This is a genomic window from Rhizobium sp. JAB6, from assembly GCF_003024605.1.
Classification (GTDB): domain Bacteria; phylum Pseudomonadota; class Alphaproteobacteria; order Rhizobiales; family Rhizobiaceae; genus Rhizobium.
On record NZ_PYJQ01000010.1, the window covers coordinates 373,930 to 391,013 of the forward strand.

13 protein-coding genes and 1 riboswitch are annotated in these 17,084 nt (G+C 61.7%); of the genes, 5 read left to right on the forward strand and 8 right to left on the reverse strand.

The genetic code is table 11. The features are described 5' to 3' along the window. Nucleotides 1-283 precede the first annotated feature (283 nt). The 3 genes from C7U61_RS18075 to C7U61_RS18085 all read right to left on the reverse strand — a co-directional run bounded on the left by C7U61_RS18075 (nucleotide 284) and on the right by C7U61_RS18085 (nucleotide 3,363). Nucleotides 284-2,107 carry an ABC-F family ATP-binding cassette domain-containing protein gene (locus C7U61_RS18075; RefSeq protein ID WP_106999449.1) on the reverse strand — a complete coding sequence of 608 codons (1,824 nt, stop codon included), beginning with the start codon at nucleotides 2,105-2,107 and terminating at the stop codon, nucleotides 284-286. Nucleotides 2,108-2,109: 2 nt separating this feature from the next. After that, a complete protein-coding gene (locus C7U61_RS18080; protein ID WP_106999450.1) occupies nucleotides 2,110-2,763 on the reverse strand; it encodes a thiamine diphosphokinase in 654 nt (217 codons plus the stop codon). A 72-nt stretch (nucleotides 2,764-2,835) separates the two neighbouring features. Continuing rightward, nucleotides 2,836-3,363: a MarR family winged helix-turn-helix transcriptional regulator gene (locus C7U61_RS18085; protein ID WP_106999532.1), complete on the reverse strand. Its 528-nt coding sequence runs from the start codon at nucleotides 3,361-3,363 to the stop codon at nucleotides 2,836-2,838. 165 nt (nucleotides 3,364-3,528) lie between these two features. Between C7U61_RS18085 and C7U61_RS18090 the strand changes: the two genes are divergently transcribed. The 5 genes from C7U61_RS18090 to C7U61_RS18110 all read left to right on the forward strand — a co-directional run bounded on the left by C7U61_RS18090 (nucleotide 3,529) and on the right by C7U61_RS18110 (nucleotide 10,612). After that, nucleotides 3,529-5,064: an MDR family MFS transporter gene (locus tag C7U61_RS18090; RefSeq protein WP_106999451.1), complete on the forward strand. Its 1,536-nt coding sequence runs from the start codon at nucleotides 3,529-3,531 to the stop codon at nucleotides 5,062-5,064. Between the two features lie 70 nt (nucleotides 5,065-5,134). Next, a riboswitch (TPP riboswitch) is annotated at nucleotides 5,135-5,251 on the forward strand. 196 nt (nucleotides 5,252-5,447) lie between these two features. Continuing rightward, nucleotides 5,448-6,440 carry a thiamine ABC transporter substrate binding subunit gene (gene thiB / locus C7U61_RS18095; protein ID WP_245410834.1) on the forward strand — a complete coding sequence of 331 codons (993 nt, stop codon included), beginning with the start codon at nucleotides 5,448-5,450 and terminating at the stop codon, nucleotides 6,438-6,440. A gap of 7 nt (nucleotides 6,441-6,447) precedes the next feature. After that, nucleotides 6,448-8,088, forward strand: coding sequence for a thiamine/thiamine pyrophosphate ABC transporter permease ThiP (gene thiP, locus C7U61_RS18100; protein ID WP_106999533.1), 1,641 nt, complete (start codon nucleotides 6,448-6,450; stop codon nucleotides 8,086-8,088). Next, entirely contained in the window at nucleotides 8,081-8,809 is a 729-nt protein-coding gene (locus C7U61_RS18105; protein WP_106999453.1) for an ATP-binding cassette domain-containing protein, read from the forward strand. The genes thiP and C7U61_RS18105 overlap by 8 nt, the downstream gene beginning before the upstream one ends. A 354-nt stretch (nucleotides 8,810-9,163) precedes the next feature. Further along, nucleotides 9,164-10,612, forward strand: a complete 1,449-nt coding sequence (locus C7U61_RS18110) for a M48 family metalloprotease (protein WP_106999534.1) — start codon at nucleotides 9,164-9,166, stop codon at nucleotides 10,610-10,612. 38 nt (nucleotides 10,613-10,650) lie between these two features. Here C7U61_RS18110 and C7U61_RS18115 read toward each other — a convergent pair whose 3' ends face one another. The 5 genes from C7U61_RS18115 to C7U61_RS18135 all read right to left on the reverse strand — a co-directional run bounded on the left by C7U61_RS18115 (nucleotide 10,651) and on the right by C7U61_RS18135 (nucleotide 16,978). Further along, nucleotides 10,651-11,514 (reverse strand): RNA polymerase factor sigma-32, encoded by an 864-nt coding sequence (locus tag C7U61_RS18115; RefSeq protein ID WP_106999454.1) that lies wholly within the window; start codon nucleotides 11,512-11,514, stop codon nucleotides 10,651-10,653. Nucleotides 11,515-11,915: 401 nt separating this feature from the next. Then, nucleotides 11,916-12,488, reverse strand: coding sequence for a CarD family transcriptional regulator (locus tag C7U61_RS18120; RefSeq protein WP_095433143.1), 573 nt, complete (start codon nucleotides 12,486-12,488; stop codon nucleotides 11,916-11,918). A 399-nt stretch (nucleotides 12,489-12,887) separates the two neighbouring features. Then, nucleotides 12,888-13,226 (reverse strand): ferredoxin FdxA, encoded by a 339-nt coding sequence (gene fdxA, locus C7U61_RS18125; RefSeq protein ID WP_106999455.1) that lies wholly within the window; start codon nucleotides 13,224-13,226, stop codon nucleotides 12,888-12,890. 206 nt (nucleotides 13,227-13,432) lie between these two features. Further along, entirely contained in the window at nucleotides 13,433-13,837 is a 405-nt protein-coding gene (locus tag C7U61_RS18130) for an RNA-binding S4 domain-containing protein (protein ID WP_106999456.1), read from the reverse strand. Nucleotides 13,838-13,840: 3 nt separating this feature from the next. Next, nucleotides 13,841-16,978, reverse strand: a complete 3,138-nt coding sequence (locus C7U61_RS18135) for a helicase-related protein (RefSeq protein ID WP_106999457.1) — start codon at nucleotides 16,976-16,978, stop codon at nucleotides 13,841-13,843. Nucleotides 16,979-17,084: the final 106 nt, after the last annotated feature.

Sequence of the window (17,084 nt, forward strand, 5' to 3'; positions counted from 1 at the left end):
GTAGGCGCCGTCATCACGGTACGCTCACGAAATTTGTCTGCAACTTTCCGCGAAGAACCCGTCGCCATCAGGCGCAGTGAATCAGGTCGCTTCGGACTTCCCCAACATGCGCCACGGACCGCGCCGGCCCGGGGGTATCAACCGGAACGTGGTCCGGCAACATGCGTGTATGTATAAACGGTTTATCGGATTCGACAACAGGGAATGAGCCGGCCGCGACCGAGCGCAACCGATTGTTTTTACTGCATAGTGAAGACGCGCATAGGATGAGCCGATATGAGCCTCAGCCCTCCAGCTCCTCGCGTAGCATTTCGAGCTCGAGCCATTCCTCTTCCATCTTGGTCAGGCTTTCGCGCAGCTTTTCCATCTCCGCTGCAAGACGGTTGAACGTTGCGGCATCCTTGGAAAAGAGGTTCGGATCGGCCATTTTCTTTTCGCGGGCCGCAATCTCGGCTTCAGCCTTGGCCATTTCCTTCGGCAGGTTTTCGAGGGCGAATTTCTGCTTGTAGGAAAGCTTGCCCTTTCCCTTCGAGGCGTCGGAAGCCGGCGCTTCGGCCGATTTCGGCTTCTCAGCCGCTTTCTCAGCCCGCCTGCGTTCCTCCATCGCCCCCTTGCGCTGGGCGAGCATGTCGGAATAACCGCCGGCATATTCGATCCAGCGGCCGTCGGGCTCTTCCGGATCGGCGGGCGCGATCGTCGAGGTCACGGTGCGGTCGAGGAAGTCGCGGTCGTGGCTGACGAGGATGACCGTGCCGGCAAAACCGGAGACGATTTCCTGCAGCAGGTCGAGCGTCTCGATGTCGAGATCGTTCGTCGGTTCGTCGAGGATCAGGAGGTTGGTCGGCCGTGACAGGATGCGGGCCAGCATCAGCCGGGCGCGTTCGCCGCCGGAAAGGTTCTTGATTGGCGTACGCGCCTGCTCCGGCTGGAACAGGAATTCCTTCATATAGCCGGTCACATGCCGCTGCTCGCCATTGACGAGCAGGTTCTCGCCACGACCGTCGGTCAGATAATTGGCGAGCGTGTCTTCCAGGTTCAGCTCCTCGCGCTTCTGGTCGAGCGTCGCGATTTCCAGATTGGTGCCGAGCTTCACCGTGCCGCTGTCCGGCTCCAGCTGACCGGTGAGCATCTTCAGAAGCGTCGTCTTGCCGGCGCCGTTCGGGCCGACGAGACCAATGCAATCGCCGCGATGTACGCGGATCGAAAAAGGCGCGACGATGACCCGATCATTATAGGACTTGGTGATCTTGTCCGCCTCGATCACCAGCTTGCCGCTTTCCTGCGCATCGGAAGCCGCCGCCTGTACCGTGCCCAAAGCACCCTTATGGCCGCGATAGCGCGAGCGCATATCCTGGAGCTCGCCGAGACGGCGCATATTGCGTTTGCGCCGCGCCGTCACGCCGTAGCGCAGCCAGTGCTCCTCGCGCTCGATCTGCTTGCCGAGCTTGTGCTGCTCGAGCTCTTCGGCTTCCAGCACCTGATCGCGCCAGGCCTCGAAATGGGCAAATCCCCTGTCCAGACGGCGCGAGGTGCCGCGGTCGAGCCATACCGTTGCAGTCGAAACCTTCTCCAGGAAACGCCGGTCGTGCGAAATCAGCACCAGCGCGCTGCGGCTCTTCTGCAGCTCGCCTTCCAGCCATTCAATGGTCGGCAGATCCAGATGGTTCGTCGGCTCGTCCAGCAGCAGGATATCCGGCTCCGGGGCCAGAACACGGGCGAGAGCCGCGCGGCGCGCCTCACCGCCGGAAAGGTTCTTGGGATCCTCTTCGCCGGTCAGGCCGAGATGGGAGAGCAGATAGGTGACGCGATAGGGATCGTCGCCAGGTCCAAGACCGGCTTCGGCATAGGTGGCAACCGTCTTGTATCCGGCAAAATCCGGAGCCTGCTCGAGATAGCGCACGGTCGACGACGGATGGCGGAAGACTTCTCCCGATTGGGCCTCGACCAGACCGGCAGCGATCTTCAGGAGCGTCGATTTGCCTGAACCGTTGCGGCCGACAAGGCAGATCTTGTCGCCCGGCTCCACCTGCAGGCCGGCACCGGCGAGCAAGGGCGCACCGCCGAAGCTCAGAAAGATGTCGTCGAGTTTCAGAATGGGAGGGGCCAAGATCAGACTCCGGAAAGGTCATAGGGGCGGGCGAGAACCACGGCCCTGCCTCTGCCGAGCGAAAAGCGCACGTCGCCTTCCGCCACGTTGGAAATGGTGCGTGATGCGCCGAAGGGCAAATGAAAATCGCGCAAGGGGTAGCGGGCATTTTCGATGGAAAGGCCCGTCAGATCGCTGAAACCAAGGACGGAGAACAGCGAGCCTGATGGCAGCGTCAGCGTGAGATTGCCCGACGGAAGCGGCACCGCCTCCTCGTCACCCGACGTCAGCAGCACGTCGAAGCCTTTTTCGGCGAGCTGAATACCATAGAGCAGGTGCTGGATCGCGTGATCCGAGCGCTCGCCGCCCATGGCGCCAGCAAGGATCAGCTGGACGGCGCCGCGATCGATCGCTTCCGAGACGGCAATTTCGCCGTCGGTCGCAGCCTTTGCCGCCGGATAGGGCTGCTTCGGTACATTCGGAAAGGCTCCCTGCAGATCGGCAGGCGTGGAATCGAAGTCGCCGACCCAGAGCTCAGGCTCCACTCCGAGCGCGAGCGCGTGGCGCATGCCGCCGTCGGCTGCGATGAAACGGCTGCCGGAAGTCGCGGCGCGCAATCGCTCCGTCAGGCGAAGCTCGCCGCCGAGCAGGATGGTGAAGGTGGTGGACTGGCTCATGAGGCAAGCCCATAGCGCAAAGTCATATCCCTAGGGAAGAGCGCCGTTACCGGAACGGCCCGGGCTGGCCGATCATTCAGCCGTTTCCTTCATGGCGGCCTGGACGACGCGTTCATAGCCGCTGACATAGCGATCGAACAGAAACGAAAAGCTCTCGATATCCTCGGGCGACCAATCGGCAAAGATGCTTCCGATAACGGCGTATTTCTGCACCTGGATTTCCGACAGCAAACGCTGCCCGAGCGTGGTCAGTACCACGACGATACGCCGCGCATCCGCCTGCGACGCCTTTCGGCGCAACACACCGCGCGCCACCATGTCGGCGGTGATCCGGCTCGCGCGCGAGGGATCGATGCGCAAGAGCTCGGCGATCGTGCCGACGGTCACTTCGCCCGTATCTTCCGCCCGCCGCACGACATCGAGCACATCGAGATGCGAAAGCTCGAGCCCCGGAGCGACGTGCTGAATGGCGAGCCTGCCGATCATGCGGCGGCCGGTCAGCAAGCGCATGCGCATCATCGCCTGACCGATGCGCAGAAACTTCTCGTCTTCGGCCAGCGTCGGAACCTCGATATCTTTTGTATTCGTCGCAGATGTCATCCCTGGAGCATAGCAGAGGTTGAGCGGAAACAAAACATGCAAATGGCATTCACCTGCCATTGACAATTATATGCTAATAGCACATATCTTCACTTATGAAGACCGGGCGCCCCGCGCATTCGCTCGATAGCGCAGCGTTCCGGCCCAGTTCGGGTTCCTTGCTCCATGGACATGCAGACAACGTTTACGCCGCTCGTGGCGGATCACAAACGGCGGCTTATTCTTTTCCTGTTTCTGATGACTGCCATGTTCATGGCGACGCTCGACAACCAGATCGTCTCGACGGCACTGCCGACGATCGTCGGCGAGTTCGGGCAGCTGGAGCGTTTCGGCTGGATCGGCTCGGCCTATCTTCTCTCGCTTTCCGCCGTCATGCCCGTTTACGGCAAGCTCGGCGATCTCTTCGGCCGCAAATATGTGATGATGACGGCGATCGCCATCTTCACGATCGGCTCGGCCGTCTGTGGTCTGGCCGTCTCGATGAACACGCTGATCGCCGCTCGCGTCCTTCAAGGCTTCGGCGGCGGCGGCATCATGGTTTCGATCTTCGCTGTCAATGCCGATCTCTTCGAGCCGCGTGAGCGCGCACGCTACCAGAGCTATTCGAGCCTCGTGCTGATGGCCTCGGGCGCCATCGGCCCCGTTCTTGGCGGCACGATGAGCGATCTCTTCGGCTGGCGTTCGATCTTCCTCGTCAACGTGCCGATCGGCTTCATCGTGCTCGCCGGTCTCGCCTTCATGCTGCCCTATCGCAAGCCCGCCCGCCGTCCGAAGATCGATTATGCCGGCGCCGTCGTCCTTGCCCTGACGACGACAAGCATCGTGCTTGCCGCCGACGGGAGCGAACTCTTCGGATCTCTGCTGTCGCCGGAATGCCTGGGCATCATCGCCTTCGGCGTGATCTGCGCCATCGCCTGGGTCTTCATCGAGCGCCGCGCGCTTGAGCCCATCGTGCCGATGACGCTCTTTCGCAATCCGACATTCGGCCTTCTGCTGATCATCTCGATCACCAGCGGCGCCGTCGCCATCGGCATGGTCAACTATTTTGCGCTCTTCCTGCAAACGACGACAGGTCTTTCGCCCTCCATGGCCGGGCTGCTGTTCATCCTTCTGACCGGCGGCATCGTCTGCGGCTCCCTTTCCGCCGGTCGGCTGATCGCGGCCAGAGGCCGCTACAAGCCCTTTGCCGTCGCCAGCGCCAGCTGCAGCACCATCGCATTCGCTTCGCTTGCCTTCGTTCATGCCGGCACACCCATCGCCCTCATTGGCGGCCTGATGCTGCTGCATGGCATTGGCATCGGTCTTGCGCAGCAAGTGCCCGTCATCGGCGTACAGAATGCAGCCGGTGCGCGCGATATCGGCGCTGCGACCGGTGCCGTCACGCTGTCGCGCATGGGCGGCGCCTCCATCGCCATCTCCATCTACGGCGCCATCATCGCCGCCAAGCTCGGCAATGTCGGCGTCTCCATATCGGGCGTATCCAATATCGAGGAGTTGACGCCGAAGATGATGGCCGCCTTGCCCGAGGTTACCCGCGAGGCCGTCGCCAATGCCTATGCCGCCGCCTTCAGCCCATTGTTCATGACCGCCGCCGGCATCTGCCTGCTCGGCCTTTTGACCTCGCTGACGCTGAAGAACGTGCAGCTCCCGGGGGCGGCGAAGAAGTTCGAAAGCCCGGCGGTCGCGGAGGCTGCCGAGTAAATCGTTCATGCTGCAATCGGCAAGGGAATCATTTCCCTTGTCATCCCTCCGTCACGAGACTAAATCTGCCCATGCTCTAACGGGGTGCCTCATGTCCTTCAGGACATTTGGCTGAGAGGCTTTCACCAGCCAACCCGCGGAACCTGATCCGGCTAACACCGGCGGAGGGATTAGACGCGTGACGAAATCATGGCGCCCTTTCCCCTTCAAGACGAAACCCAGAGCATGATGCCGAAAAGCGTAAGCGGTTTTTGGACGACATCATGTTCTAATTATTAATTTCAGAGCGGATCCAGATTTTAGGTCGATAGACCTAAAATCATCCGGCTCTAGGAGGAGGCGCTGTCGTGCAAGACCGTTCGCTATTGTCATTCTTCGCCGGACTGGCCCTTGCCGCCGGCGCAACGTTTTTCGCTGTCCAGACAGCCGAGGCAGCAGACAAGACCCTGACCATCTACACCTATGAGAGCTTCACCGCCGATTGGGGTCCGGGCGCCAAGGTCAAGGCTGCCTTCGAGAAGACCTGCGGCTGCACGGTCAATTATGTCGCCGTCACCGACGGCGTCGCGCTTCTCTCCCGCCTGAAGCTGGAAGGCACCGGCACCAAGGCCGACGTCGTTCTCGGCCTCGACACCAATCTCATCGATGAAGCGAAGGATACCGGCCTCTTCGACGCGAGCGGTATCGACACCTCCGCTCTCAAAGTTCCCGGCGGTTTCAAGGATGATGTCTTCGTGCCCTACGACTACGGCCATTTCGCCGTGATCTATGACAGCCAGACGGTCAAGAATCCGCCGAAGAGCATGAAGGATCTCATCGAGGGCGATCCCAACCAGAAGATCGTCATCGAGGATCCGCGCACCTCGACGCCGGGTCTCGGCCTGCTGCTCTGGGTCAAGTCGATTTATGGGGACAAGGCGGCCGATGCCTGGGCGAAGCTCAAGGGCCGCATCCTGACGGTGACGCCGGGCTGGTCGGAAGCCTATGACCTGTTCACCAAGGGCGAAGCGCCGATGGTGCTCTCCTATACGACGTCGCCGGCCTATCACATGATCGAGGATAAGACGGATCGCTATCAGGCCGCCGCCTTCTCGGAAGGACACTATATCCAGATCGAGGTTGCCGGCCTGATCAAGTCCTCGCCGAACAAGGAGCTTGCCCGCGACTTCCTGAAGTTCATGATCTCCACGGGCTTCCAGGACATCATCCCGACAAGCAACTGGATGATGCCGGTCGCGGCAACCTCCGAGCCGCTGCCGGATGCCTTCGATAAGCTCGTGGTGCCCTCGAAGACCTTCCTGATGAGCCCCGCCGACGTCGACAAGAACCGCAAGGCCTGGATCGACGAATGGCTGACCGCAACCAGCGGCAACTGACGCCTTGATCATACTTGCGGCACCCGAGCGAAGACGCGCTGTTTCCGGCGGGGCGCTCAGCCTCGCCGGCATTGTGCTCTTCGTCGGGATCGCCGTGCTCGTCCTGCTCGCCGCCGGAATCGAATCCGGCGGCGACACCTCGCTCATAGACCCGTATCTGCTGCGCATCCTGCGTTTCACACTGCTGCAGGCGGTCCTTTCGACGCTGCTCTCCATTCTGCTCGCCATTCCGGTCGCGCGCGCGTTGGCGCGCCAGCCCCGCTTTCCCGGCCGGCTATGGCTGATCCGGCTGATGGCCGTGCCCATGGGCCTGCCGGTGCTGATCGGCGCGCTCGGCCTGCTCGGCATCTGGGGCCGGCAGGGATTGTTCAACCAGGCGCTTGCAGCACTCGGCCTGTCGCAGCCCGTCAGCATCTATGGCCTTGCCGGCATCCTGCTTGCGCATGTCTTCTTCAATATGCCGCTGGCGTGCCGGCTGATGCTGGCCGGGCTGGAGCGAGTGCCGGCGGAATATTGGCTCATGGCCGGCGGGCTGGGCATGCGGCCCGCCTCGATCTTCCGCTTCATCGAATGGCCTATCCTGCGTGGCCTCATTCCCGGAATCGCCGGCCTCATCTTCATGCTGTGCGCCACCAGCTTCACGCTGGTTCTGATCCTCGGTGGCGGCCCGGCCGCGACGACGCTGGAAGTGGCGATCTACCAGGCGCTCCGCTTCGATTTCGATCCCGGCCGCGCCGTCATGCTGTCGCTGCTGCAGATCGCCGTTACCCTCCTTGTGCTCGGCGCCATGACGCTGTTTCGCGCTCCCGACGATCATGGACTCACAGGGGGGCGGGCGCTGAACCGCATCGATGGACAGGGGATGGCTGGGCGGAGCATCGATGCCGCGCTGCTGGCCGCGGCTGCGCTCTTTCTCGGCATGCCGCTCGCTTCGGTTGTCGTGACCGGCCTTGAGGCCAATCTGTTCAAGCTCGTCGGCCAGCCAGTCTTCCTGCAGGCGGCAATCACAAGTCTTGCCATCGCGCTTGCCGCCGGACTTCTGGCCGTGCTGATATCCTTCGCGATCATTCGCGCCCGCTCCGTGATATCGGCAGAACGCCGAAAGACCCTCGGCCTACGCGGTCTGGCACTCGCATTGGGCGCAAGCTCTTCCCTCATCCTGCTGGTACCGCCGATCGTGCTGGCAACCGGCTGGTTCCTGACGCTCAGGCCATTGGGCGATCCCAGTCGCTTTGCAGCCATCCTGATCGTCATCATCAACGCGCTAATGGCGCTGCCCTTCGTCATTCGCGTCATCGAGCCAGCCTATGCGGTCCACGTCAGCCGCACCGGCCGATTGGCGGCAAGCCTCGGCCTTCACGGCATGGCTCGCCTGCGCATGGTTGACTGGCCCGGCCTGCGCAAACCGCTCTTCACGGCGCTCTCCTTCGCCATGGCCCTGTCGCTCGGCGATCTCGGCGCCGTCGCGCTCTTCGGCTCCGATAGCCTGATGACTCTGCCCTGGCTGGTTTATAGCAAGCTCGGCAGCTACCGCACCAACGACGCCGACGGATATGCCTTGATCCTCGGCCTGATATGCCTTCTCCTGACCATTGCCGGAACGGTGGGCCAGGGCACCCCGAATGAGAAAAGCAGGCGACATGACTGAGGGCAGGAGCAAGAAGGCAGGAGACATCGCCATGGAAGGCGTCGAACTGCGCCTCGGCACCCATGACTTCCGTTTCGACTGCACGTTGCCGCAGGGCAGGATCATCGCCATTGCCGGACCATCGGGATCGGGAAAATCGACCTTTCTCAATTTGCTGGCGGGGTTCGAGCAACCTGACCGCGGCCGGATCCTGCTTGCTGGACAGGACGTAAGCGGCCTGCATCCCGCCGAACGGCCGGTCTCCCTCGTCTTTCAGGACAATAACCTCTTTGCCCATCTCGATCTCTTCACCAATGTCGGCCTCGGCATCAGCCCATCCCTGAAGCTTTCGAAGGAGGACCGGGAAAGGGTCTCGGAGGCTTTGGCGCGCGTTGGCCTGCCCGGCTTCGAAAAGCGCAAGCCGGGAACGCTGTCCGGCGGCGAGCGCCAGCGCGCCGCCTTCGCCCGGGCTCTGGTGCGCGATAAACCTATCCTGCTGTTGGACGAGCCTTTCGCCGCGCTCGATCCCGGCCTGCGCTCCGGCATGGTCGAACTTCTGAAAGCCCTGCACCGTGAAACCGGCAATACGGTGCTGATCGTCTCGCACGATCCGGCCGAGGTACGGCGCCTTGCCGACCACGCCGTCTTCATCGACGGCGGCACGATCAAGCTCGCCGCACCCGTTAAAATCTTCCTGGAGACGGATGGTATTCCGGCATTGACCACATTTCTGCAACATTGATCGTGTCATGGCAGCTTGCCGCCGGCTTTGCCTTAATTTCGTCTAGCCGAGCGGCTGAAAGTCCTCGGAAATGCTTGCTAAAATACAACGCCGCCACATTTAAACGGAGTCTCGCTATGCAACCGGTGCCAAAATCGGCTACAGCAAAGGGTGGAGACCGTCCGGGCAAATGCGGATCGATGGGGGCAGAAATAACCTTTGTCGGCGTGCGACGATGATCGGCCCGGTAAGGATCAACCGGATTTGGCGCCGAGTCGGCATGACAGCGAAATGAGTAGGATGCAGATCCTGAAGCAGAGCAAGCGAGCAGAACGAAGGATCGATACGACCGCCGCAGCCCGTTTGCGCCGCTTTATGCCCTTCCTTGCGGCCGCGGCGATGTTGAACAGCTGCCAGACGGTGCTGGACCAGTCCTATCAGCCGAGCGTTTCACCCTCCGCCAATCCGCAGATCGTTTCCGAAGTGCAGAAGAACGATCCGCGCGCGCAGATGGGCGCTCGCGAACATCCCCGTATCCTCGCAAGCTACGGCGGCGAATACAAGGACGCCAAGACGGAGCGCCTCGTCGCCCGCATCGCCGGCGCGCTGACGAGCGTGTCGGAAAATCCGCAGCAATCCTACCGCATCACCATTCTCAATTCGCCCTCCATCAACGCCTTCGCGCTGCCGGGCGGCTATCTCTATGTGACGCGCGGCCTGCTGGCGCTTGCCAATGATGCATCCGAAGTCGCCGCCGTGCTGTCGCACGAGATGGCGCACGTAACAGCCAATCACGGCATCGAGCGGCAGAAGCGGGAAGAAGCCGAAGTCATCGCCAGCCGCGTCGTCGCCGAGGTCCTTTCGAGCGATCTGGCCGGCAAACAGGCGCTTGCCCGCGGCAAGCTGCGTCTTGCCGCCTTCTCGCGCCAGCAGGAGCTGCAGGCCGATGAAATCGGCATCCGCACGCTCGGCCAGGCCGGCTACGATCCTTACGCCGCCGCCCGCTTCCTGAATGCGATGGAGGACTACAGCCGCTTCATGTCGGCCAATTCCGACGTGGATCAGAGCCTGGACTTCCTTTCGAGCCATCCGAGCACGCCGCAGCGTATCGACCTTGCGAAGGCGCACGCGCGCGAATTCGGCGAAGAAGGCAAGGTCGGCGATACCGGCCGCGATTATTATCTCAACGGCATCGACGGCCTGCTCTATGGCGACAGCCCGGAGGAAGGCTATGTACGCGGCCAGACCTTCCTGCATGGCGGCCTCGGCATCCGTTTCGACGTGCCGCCCGACTTCCATATCGACAATAAGGTCGAAGCCGTCATGGCGACCGGCCCGGGCGACATCGCCATCCGCTTCGACGGCGTGGCCGACACCCAGAACCAGAATCTGACGAACTATATTTCCAGTGGCTGGGTCACCGGCCTTGATCCCTCCTCGATCAGGTCGATCACCGTCAACGGCATGCCGGCCGCCACGGCGCGCGCCTCGGCCGATCGCTGGGATTTCGACGTGACTGTCATTCGCGACCGCACGCAGATCTTCCGCTTCTTAACGGCGGTGCCGAAGGGGAATATCGCCCAGCTCGATCAGACTGCCAATGTGCTGCGCGCAAGCTTCCGGCATATGACGCCGGAAGAGGCAGCCTCGCTGAAGCCGCTGCGCGTTCGCGTCGTCACCGTCAAGCCCGGCGACTCCATCACCACGCTCGCCGCCCGCATGATGGGCACCGACCGCAAGCTCGACCTGTTCAAGCTGATAAACGCCCTGCCGACCGGGGCAAACGTTGCGCCGGGCGACAAGGTCAAGATCATTTCGGAATAGTAGCGGGGCGACTTCTCCCGCGCGGGAGAAGGGTGCACTCAGGCGTAGCTGGCCATGCGGGGATCCGCATCCACCAAAGCGTTGCGGAGCTTGTCCATCGCGCGGCTTTCGATCTGGCGCACGCGCTCCTTGGAAATGCCGAGATCGGCGCCGAGCTCTTCAAGCGTCGCGCCGTCCTCGACCAGGCGGCGGGCCTGGATGATCTTCATTTCACGTTCGTTGAGATGCTTCAGCGCGGAGGCGAGCCAGACGCGCCGGCGCTCGCCATCTATCATGTCTGAAACCTGCTCGTCGGGAAGCGGCTCGTCGCTGATCAGGAAATCGATGCGCTCGGCACTTTCGGAATCACCGGCAATCGAAGGCGCCTGCAGCGAGGTATCGTTGCTGGAAAGGCGCGCATCCATCGTCTGCACATCCGCAAGGCTGACGCCGAGCGTGACGGCGATTTCCTCATGGATGGACTGAACGGTAACGCTGGAATTGCTGCGGGCAAGCTTGGCACGCAAGCGGCGCAGATTGAAGAACAGTGCTTTCTGGGCGGAACTGGTACCGCCCCGCACGATCGACCAATTGCGCAGGATATAGTCCTGGATCGACGCCCGGATCCACCAGCTTGCATAGGTGGAGAAACGAACCTCCCGCTCCGGCTCGAAACGGGCGGCCGCTTCCAGCAGGCCGACATAGCCTTCCTGCACCAGATCGCTCATCGGCAGTCCGAAGTTACGGAACTTCCCCGCCATGGAAATGACGAGGCGCATATGGGCGGTTGCGATCTGATTGCGGGCACCGCGATCGTCGTGGTCCTTCCAGCGTATGGCGAGATTATGCTCTTCGTCGCGATCGAGATAGGGAGCAGCCATCGCAACTTTGATCATACGCCGATCTGCAGACATATTCGTCATATGCATCTCCTGGGTTTCGGCCTCAAATCGTCTCTATGCCGCGGTCGACGAAAAGGGCAGCAAGCGTCGTTTCCGAACATCGCTGCTCGGATGGAAATCAATGAATGAAATTGCAAATTGGAAACCGATTATCGCCGGATAATCGATGACTAGTCTAGTTCGATCTCATCGAACGGATCTGGCGAATGAAGCATCTTCAGATCGCCGGGGAGCTTCGAGTGAAAACGCATAGGCCGGTCCTCGTGAATGTCTATAAGACGGCCCATCTGGATAAGCGCTCCACAGGAGCTAGCCCACACGGACCGCCAACACGGGGGATAAACGCATCAGAACGGAAAAGGTTCCAAAGAAAAAACCCGGCACGAAGGCCGGGTTTTTGAAGCGCTATCGGCGTCTCGCCCTTATGCGGCTTCGTCCTGCGAATCGTCTTCGTCGACGACTTTGCCGCGCTTTGGTCCCTTGTTCAGATTGGTTTCGACAAGGCGAACAGCTTCGGTTTCCGACATCTTGTTGACGGCGGCGATTTCGCGCGCCATGCGGTCAAGAGCGGCCTCGTAAAGCTGACGTTCGGAATAAGACTGCTCCGGCTGGTTCTCGGCACGATAGAGATCGCGAACGACCTCCGCGATCGAGATCAGATCGCCGGAATTGATCTTGGCATCGTATTCCTGCGCGCGGCGCGACCACATGGTGCGCTTTACGCGGGCCTTGCCCTGCACGACCTTCAATGCACGCTCGACGAAATCGGTCTCGGAAAGCTTGCGCATGCCGATGCTCATGGCCTTGGCCACCGGCACCTTCAGGCGCATCTTGTCTTTCTCGAAGTCGATTACGAACAGCTCGAGCTTCATGCCTGCGACTTCCTGTTCTTCGATCGCAGTGATCGTGCCGACACCGTGGGCCGGATAAACGATCGCTTCACCAGTCTTGAAGCCATGGCGTGCTGCTGAAGGTTTTTTCTGCTGGGTCGTCATTCTTTTCAAAAACTCCCTGTTACGCGCCCCGTTAGGGCCGGGGTGCCGGGTCAGTCAGGCCCGGATGAGACGGACGTACCGTCGGGTCACTTCATCCTGGTCCAGCCAGACTTATGCAAACAGAAACCCACCCATCGCGATCAAGGACCCGACAACACAAACGGTTGATATGTCAAGGAAACCGCGTACGGATTGGTGATTTGCTTTCGTGATGGTTTTGGGCATGCGAAATGCCGCTGTGGATCAGTGTGGCGACCCTATCACAAAAATCTGAGGAAATCAATAATTTGCTGCGCACGCGCCAAAATGGCCACGTTGACCGGCCCGCGGCCCAACGGCAATGATTCGCTTTCTGCGATATCGACTACACCCTTATCGAGGGCCTGTCACGGCCATCGATCAATCGCCCGAACCGGGATTGGCCGAGAAATATTTCTCGAATTTTCCCTGTTCGCCATCCATCTCCTTGGCTTCCGGCAGCGGGTCGCGCTTGACCGTGATGTTCGGCCAGATGGCAGCATATTCCGCATTGACCTTCAGCCACTTATCGAGACCGGGCTCCGTATCGGGCTTGATCGCCTCGGCAGGACATTCCGGTTCGCAGACGCCGCAATCGATGCATTCGTCGGGATGGATGACCAGGAAGTTCTCGCCCTCGTAGAAGCAGTCGACGGGGCAGACTTCCACACAATCGGTATATTTGCAGCGGACGCAATTGTCGGTCACGACATATGTCATGAAGCACTCCAGGAATGTATCTAGCTTCCGCGGATGCGCAACCTGGAACGTCGCGCCTTTCCTCGGAGCCGAACGGGCAGACGAATGCATCACGCGCAGACGCGCCGTCCGGCTGGTTACCGGCAGGTTGATCGTGAGGTATCGACTTTGTTACCCAATTTCAAGGACAAACAATCGCGAAAACCGCCGGCAACAGGCAGAGTTTTCTAATCATCGTCGGAGGTGAGGCGATCGATCGCACGCCGGTCCCTTTTCGTGGGCCTGCCGCTGCCGGGTGCGCGCAACGCCTGCTCGAACGGGGTGAGGCGTTTTGTCTCATCCGGCGGCGGCGTCAGATCTTCGTAAAGCAGCCTGGCTTCCTCGAAAGGACCCCTGCGCTCGCCAGCCGACCGCACGATCAGCACGATATCCCGCCGCTCCAGCGAGAGCTCGATGCGGTCGCCGGCCTTGACGCCGAAACTCGACTGCACGACCCGCTCGCCATTCACCCTGACGCTGCCGTTCTGCACATAGAGCTGCGCCAACGAGCGGGATTTCACCATACGGGCAAAGAACAGCCATTTGTCGATGCGCTGGCGCGAACCGGAAAATGGCTGTTTCTCGTCCGTCATGACCTATTTCTTCATCTGCTCCTTGAGGGCAGCGAGCTTGGCGAAAGGAGAATCCGGATCGATCGGCTTTTCCTTGCGCGGCGGCTTGGCTTCGAAGCGCAACGGCTGCGACGCGCCGCGATTGTTGCGATCATTCCGGTCGCCACGGTCCTGACGATCACCCCGTTCGCCGCGGTTGCCCTGGTGCTGTGGACGACCACCCTCGCGGTTGCCGCGCGGACCCTTGTCACCGCCCCGGGCCTCACGATTGTCGCGCCCATCGCGGCGATCGCGACCGCCCTCGCGATTGCCTTCGCCCGCTGCCTGCTCGCCACCACGGCGGTTGCCCTGATGACCTCGGCCTTCGCCCTGTTGGCCGCGGCGATCGCCATGGCCACGGCCGCCCTGACGCTGCTGATTATCGTTGCGGCCACCCAGACGCCAGAGCAGAACCGGCTTCGGCTCGACCAGCTCTGCAGCAGCGGCGCCACCGCCCGGAGCTTCGGCCACGTCAGCTGGCGCAGCCGTCGGTTCGGCAGAGGCTGCCGCGGTCGGAACGGCTTCCGGTGTGGCAGCTTCCGTTTCCTTGACCGGCTCGTCGCTGGCGGCATCGGCGTCGTCATGATCGGCCTTCTCGGCCGTGGCTTCAGCAGCCGGCGCGGCCGGTGTCGCAGCCGCATCCTGTTGAACGAGGAAGGCCGCAGCCTCCTCCGCCTTTACCGTATCGGCGCGGTAACCGAGACCCTTGAGGATTTCCTCCATGTCCTCGAGCGTTGCGCCGAGGATGGAGAGCATCGCGGTCGTCGTCGTGAATCGGCGGCCGTCATAGGCGCCGTCAGGACGAGAAGCCTGACCGGGCTTCCACTGCAGCAGCGGGCGGATGAGATCCGCCAGACGCTCGAGGATATCGATGCGCACCGCACGCTTACCGAGGAAGCGGAAGCCGGCGAGCTTGTAGAACATGCGCTCGTAGCCGGGATCGGTGACGACCGAGGTACGGCCGGCAGCAAGGATCGGAATGAGATCGCCATAGCCCGGCTTGTCCAGGCCATCGTTCTTCAGCGCCCAGAGCAGCGTGATGAGCTCGGCGGGAGCCGGCTTCAGCAGTGCCGGCACGAAAATATGGTAGGCGCCGAAGCGAACGCCATACCGGCGCATGGAGGCACGACCGTCCTGATCGAGCGACTTCACTTCTTCCGTGACGTCGCGGCGGAACAGAACGCCGAGATTTTCCACCAGCTGGAAAGCCAGCCCCTTGGCAAGGCCCTGCAGATCTTCGGCCCGCTGGAGATCGTCCAGCGGCTTCAGGATCGTGCTGATATGATGGTTCACGAAACGCTCGATACGGGCGGCGACATGATCGCGCGCGTTGCCCGTCAGCTGCTCGTCGGCGAGCAGGATGACGCGCGGGCGCATGACATGATCGCTGCCTGACAGGCGCGCGACGGGATCGCCGAGCCAGCGCACGAGGCCATCGGCGCTGATCGCGAGATCGCCGTTGCCGGCCGCATGCAGACGTGCGGCACGCGCCTCGAATTCCAGCGCCAGCGCCTTCTGCGAGGCCGTCTGGACAGCCTTGGCGTCCGGCCCTTCGGTCCCTGCGATAGGCGTGAACCGGAATCCGGTCAACTGTCCCACATGATGCCCCTCTACGAAGACATCTCCATTCACACTGATTTCAGCTTCCAGCATCGCATTCTCTCTCAGGCGCTTCATGAGCACAGATGTCCTGCGATCAACAAAGCGTTTCGTCAACCTCTCATGCAACGCGTCGGACAATCGATCTTCGATTTCCCGCGTCTTTTCTTGCCAGTGTGTCGGATCGGCAAGCCAGCCGGGCCGATTCGACACATAGGTCCAAGTCCTTATCTGCGCGATTCGCGCCGAAAGCGTGTCGATCTCGCCATCCGTCCGATCGGCGCGATGCACCTGTTCGGCCAGGAAGTCCTCTTTCACCGTGCCATAGCGCACGAGATCGGAAAAGAGGGCGGCAATGAGATCGGCGTGCTGGGCAGGCGTAATGCGCCGATAGTCCGGAAGCGCACAGGCCTCCCACAATTTCTCAACCCGGGCCGGGTTGCTGGCAAGATCGGCTATCTCCAGATCGCGTGACAGATATTCCAATGCCTGCTGGTCTACCGCAGGCAGCGCACGCGTCAAGCCCTGCACGCGAGGCGCGTCTTCCAAACTTGCACGCAGCGCGGTGATCGAAGCGAAATCCAGATCCTTGCTGCGCCATTGCAGCACCTTGACCATGTCGAATTCGTGTCCCTCGATGCGGCGCACCAGCTCGTCGTCGAACGGATCCACCTGCCCCGTCACGCCGAAGGTGCCGTCCTTGAGATGACGGCCGGCGCGACCTGCGATCTGGCCGAGCTCGGCCGGATTGAGGTTGCGGAACTGATAGCCGTCGAACTTGCGGTCCTGCGCGAAGGCGACATGATCGACATCGAGGTTGAGCCCCATCCCGATCGCATCGGTCGCAACGAGATATTCGACGTCGCCGGCCTGATAGAGCGCCACCTGCGCATTGCGGGTACGCGGGCTGAGCGCGCCGAGGACGACGGCGGCGCCGCCGCGCTGACGACGGATGAGTTCTGCGATCGCATAAACTTCGTCGGCGGAAAAGGCGACGATAGCGGTGCGCTGCGGCAGCCGCGTGATCTTCTTCTGTCCGGCGTAGAAGAGATGCGACAGCCTGGGCCGCTCTAGGACCGTGATCCCCGGCAGAAGCTGTTCGAGAATGGGCCGCATCGTGCCGGCGCCGAGCAGCAGCGTTTCATCGCGGCCACGGAGATGCAGGATGCGGTCGGTAAAGATATGCCCGCGCTCCAGATCGCCGGCAAGCTGCACCTCGTCGATGGCGACGAAGGAAGCGCGCGTCTCGCGCGGCATGGCCTCGACGGTGCAGACCGAATAGCGCGCATTGGGCGGCGATATCTTTTCCTCGCCAGTTACGAGCGCGACGTTGTGCGCCCCGACCTTCTCGACGACGCGCGTATAGACTTCGCGGGCAAGCAGCCGCAGCGGCAGGCCGATCACGCCGCTGCCGTGCGCCACCATGCGCTCGATGGCATAATGGGTCTTGCCGGTATTGGTTGGTCCGAGCACCGCGGTCACGCCGCGTCCGCTCAGGATCATGGGCTGCGAAGTCTGAGTCATAGGTCCGTGCATAGGCGAGAAACAGCCGTCTTCCGATCAGCAGGTTCCTCCTGGAGGAAACGAACAGATGACGACCATATGCGACAAAGGCAAGACCCGAATGAAA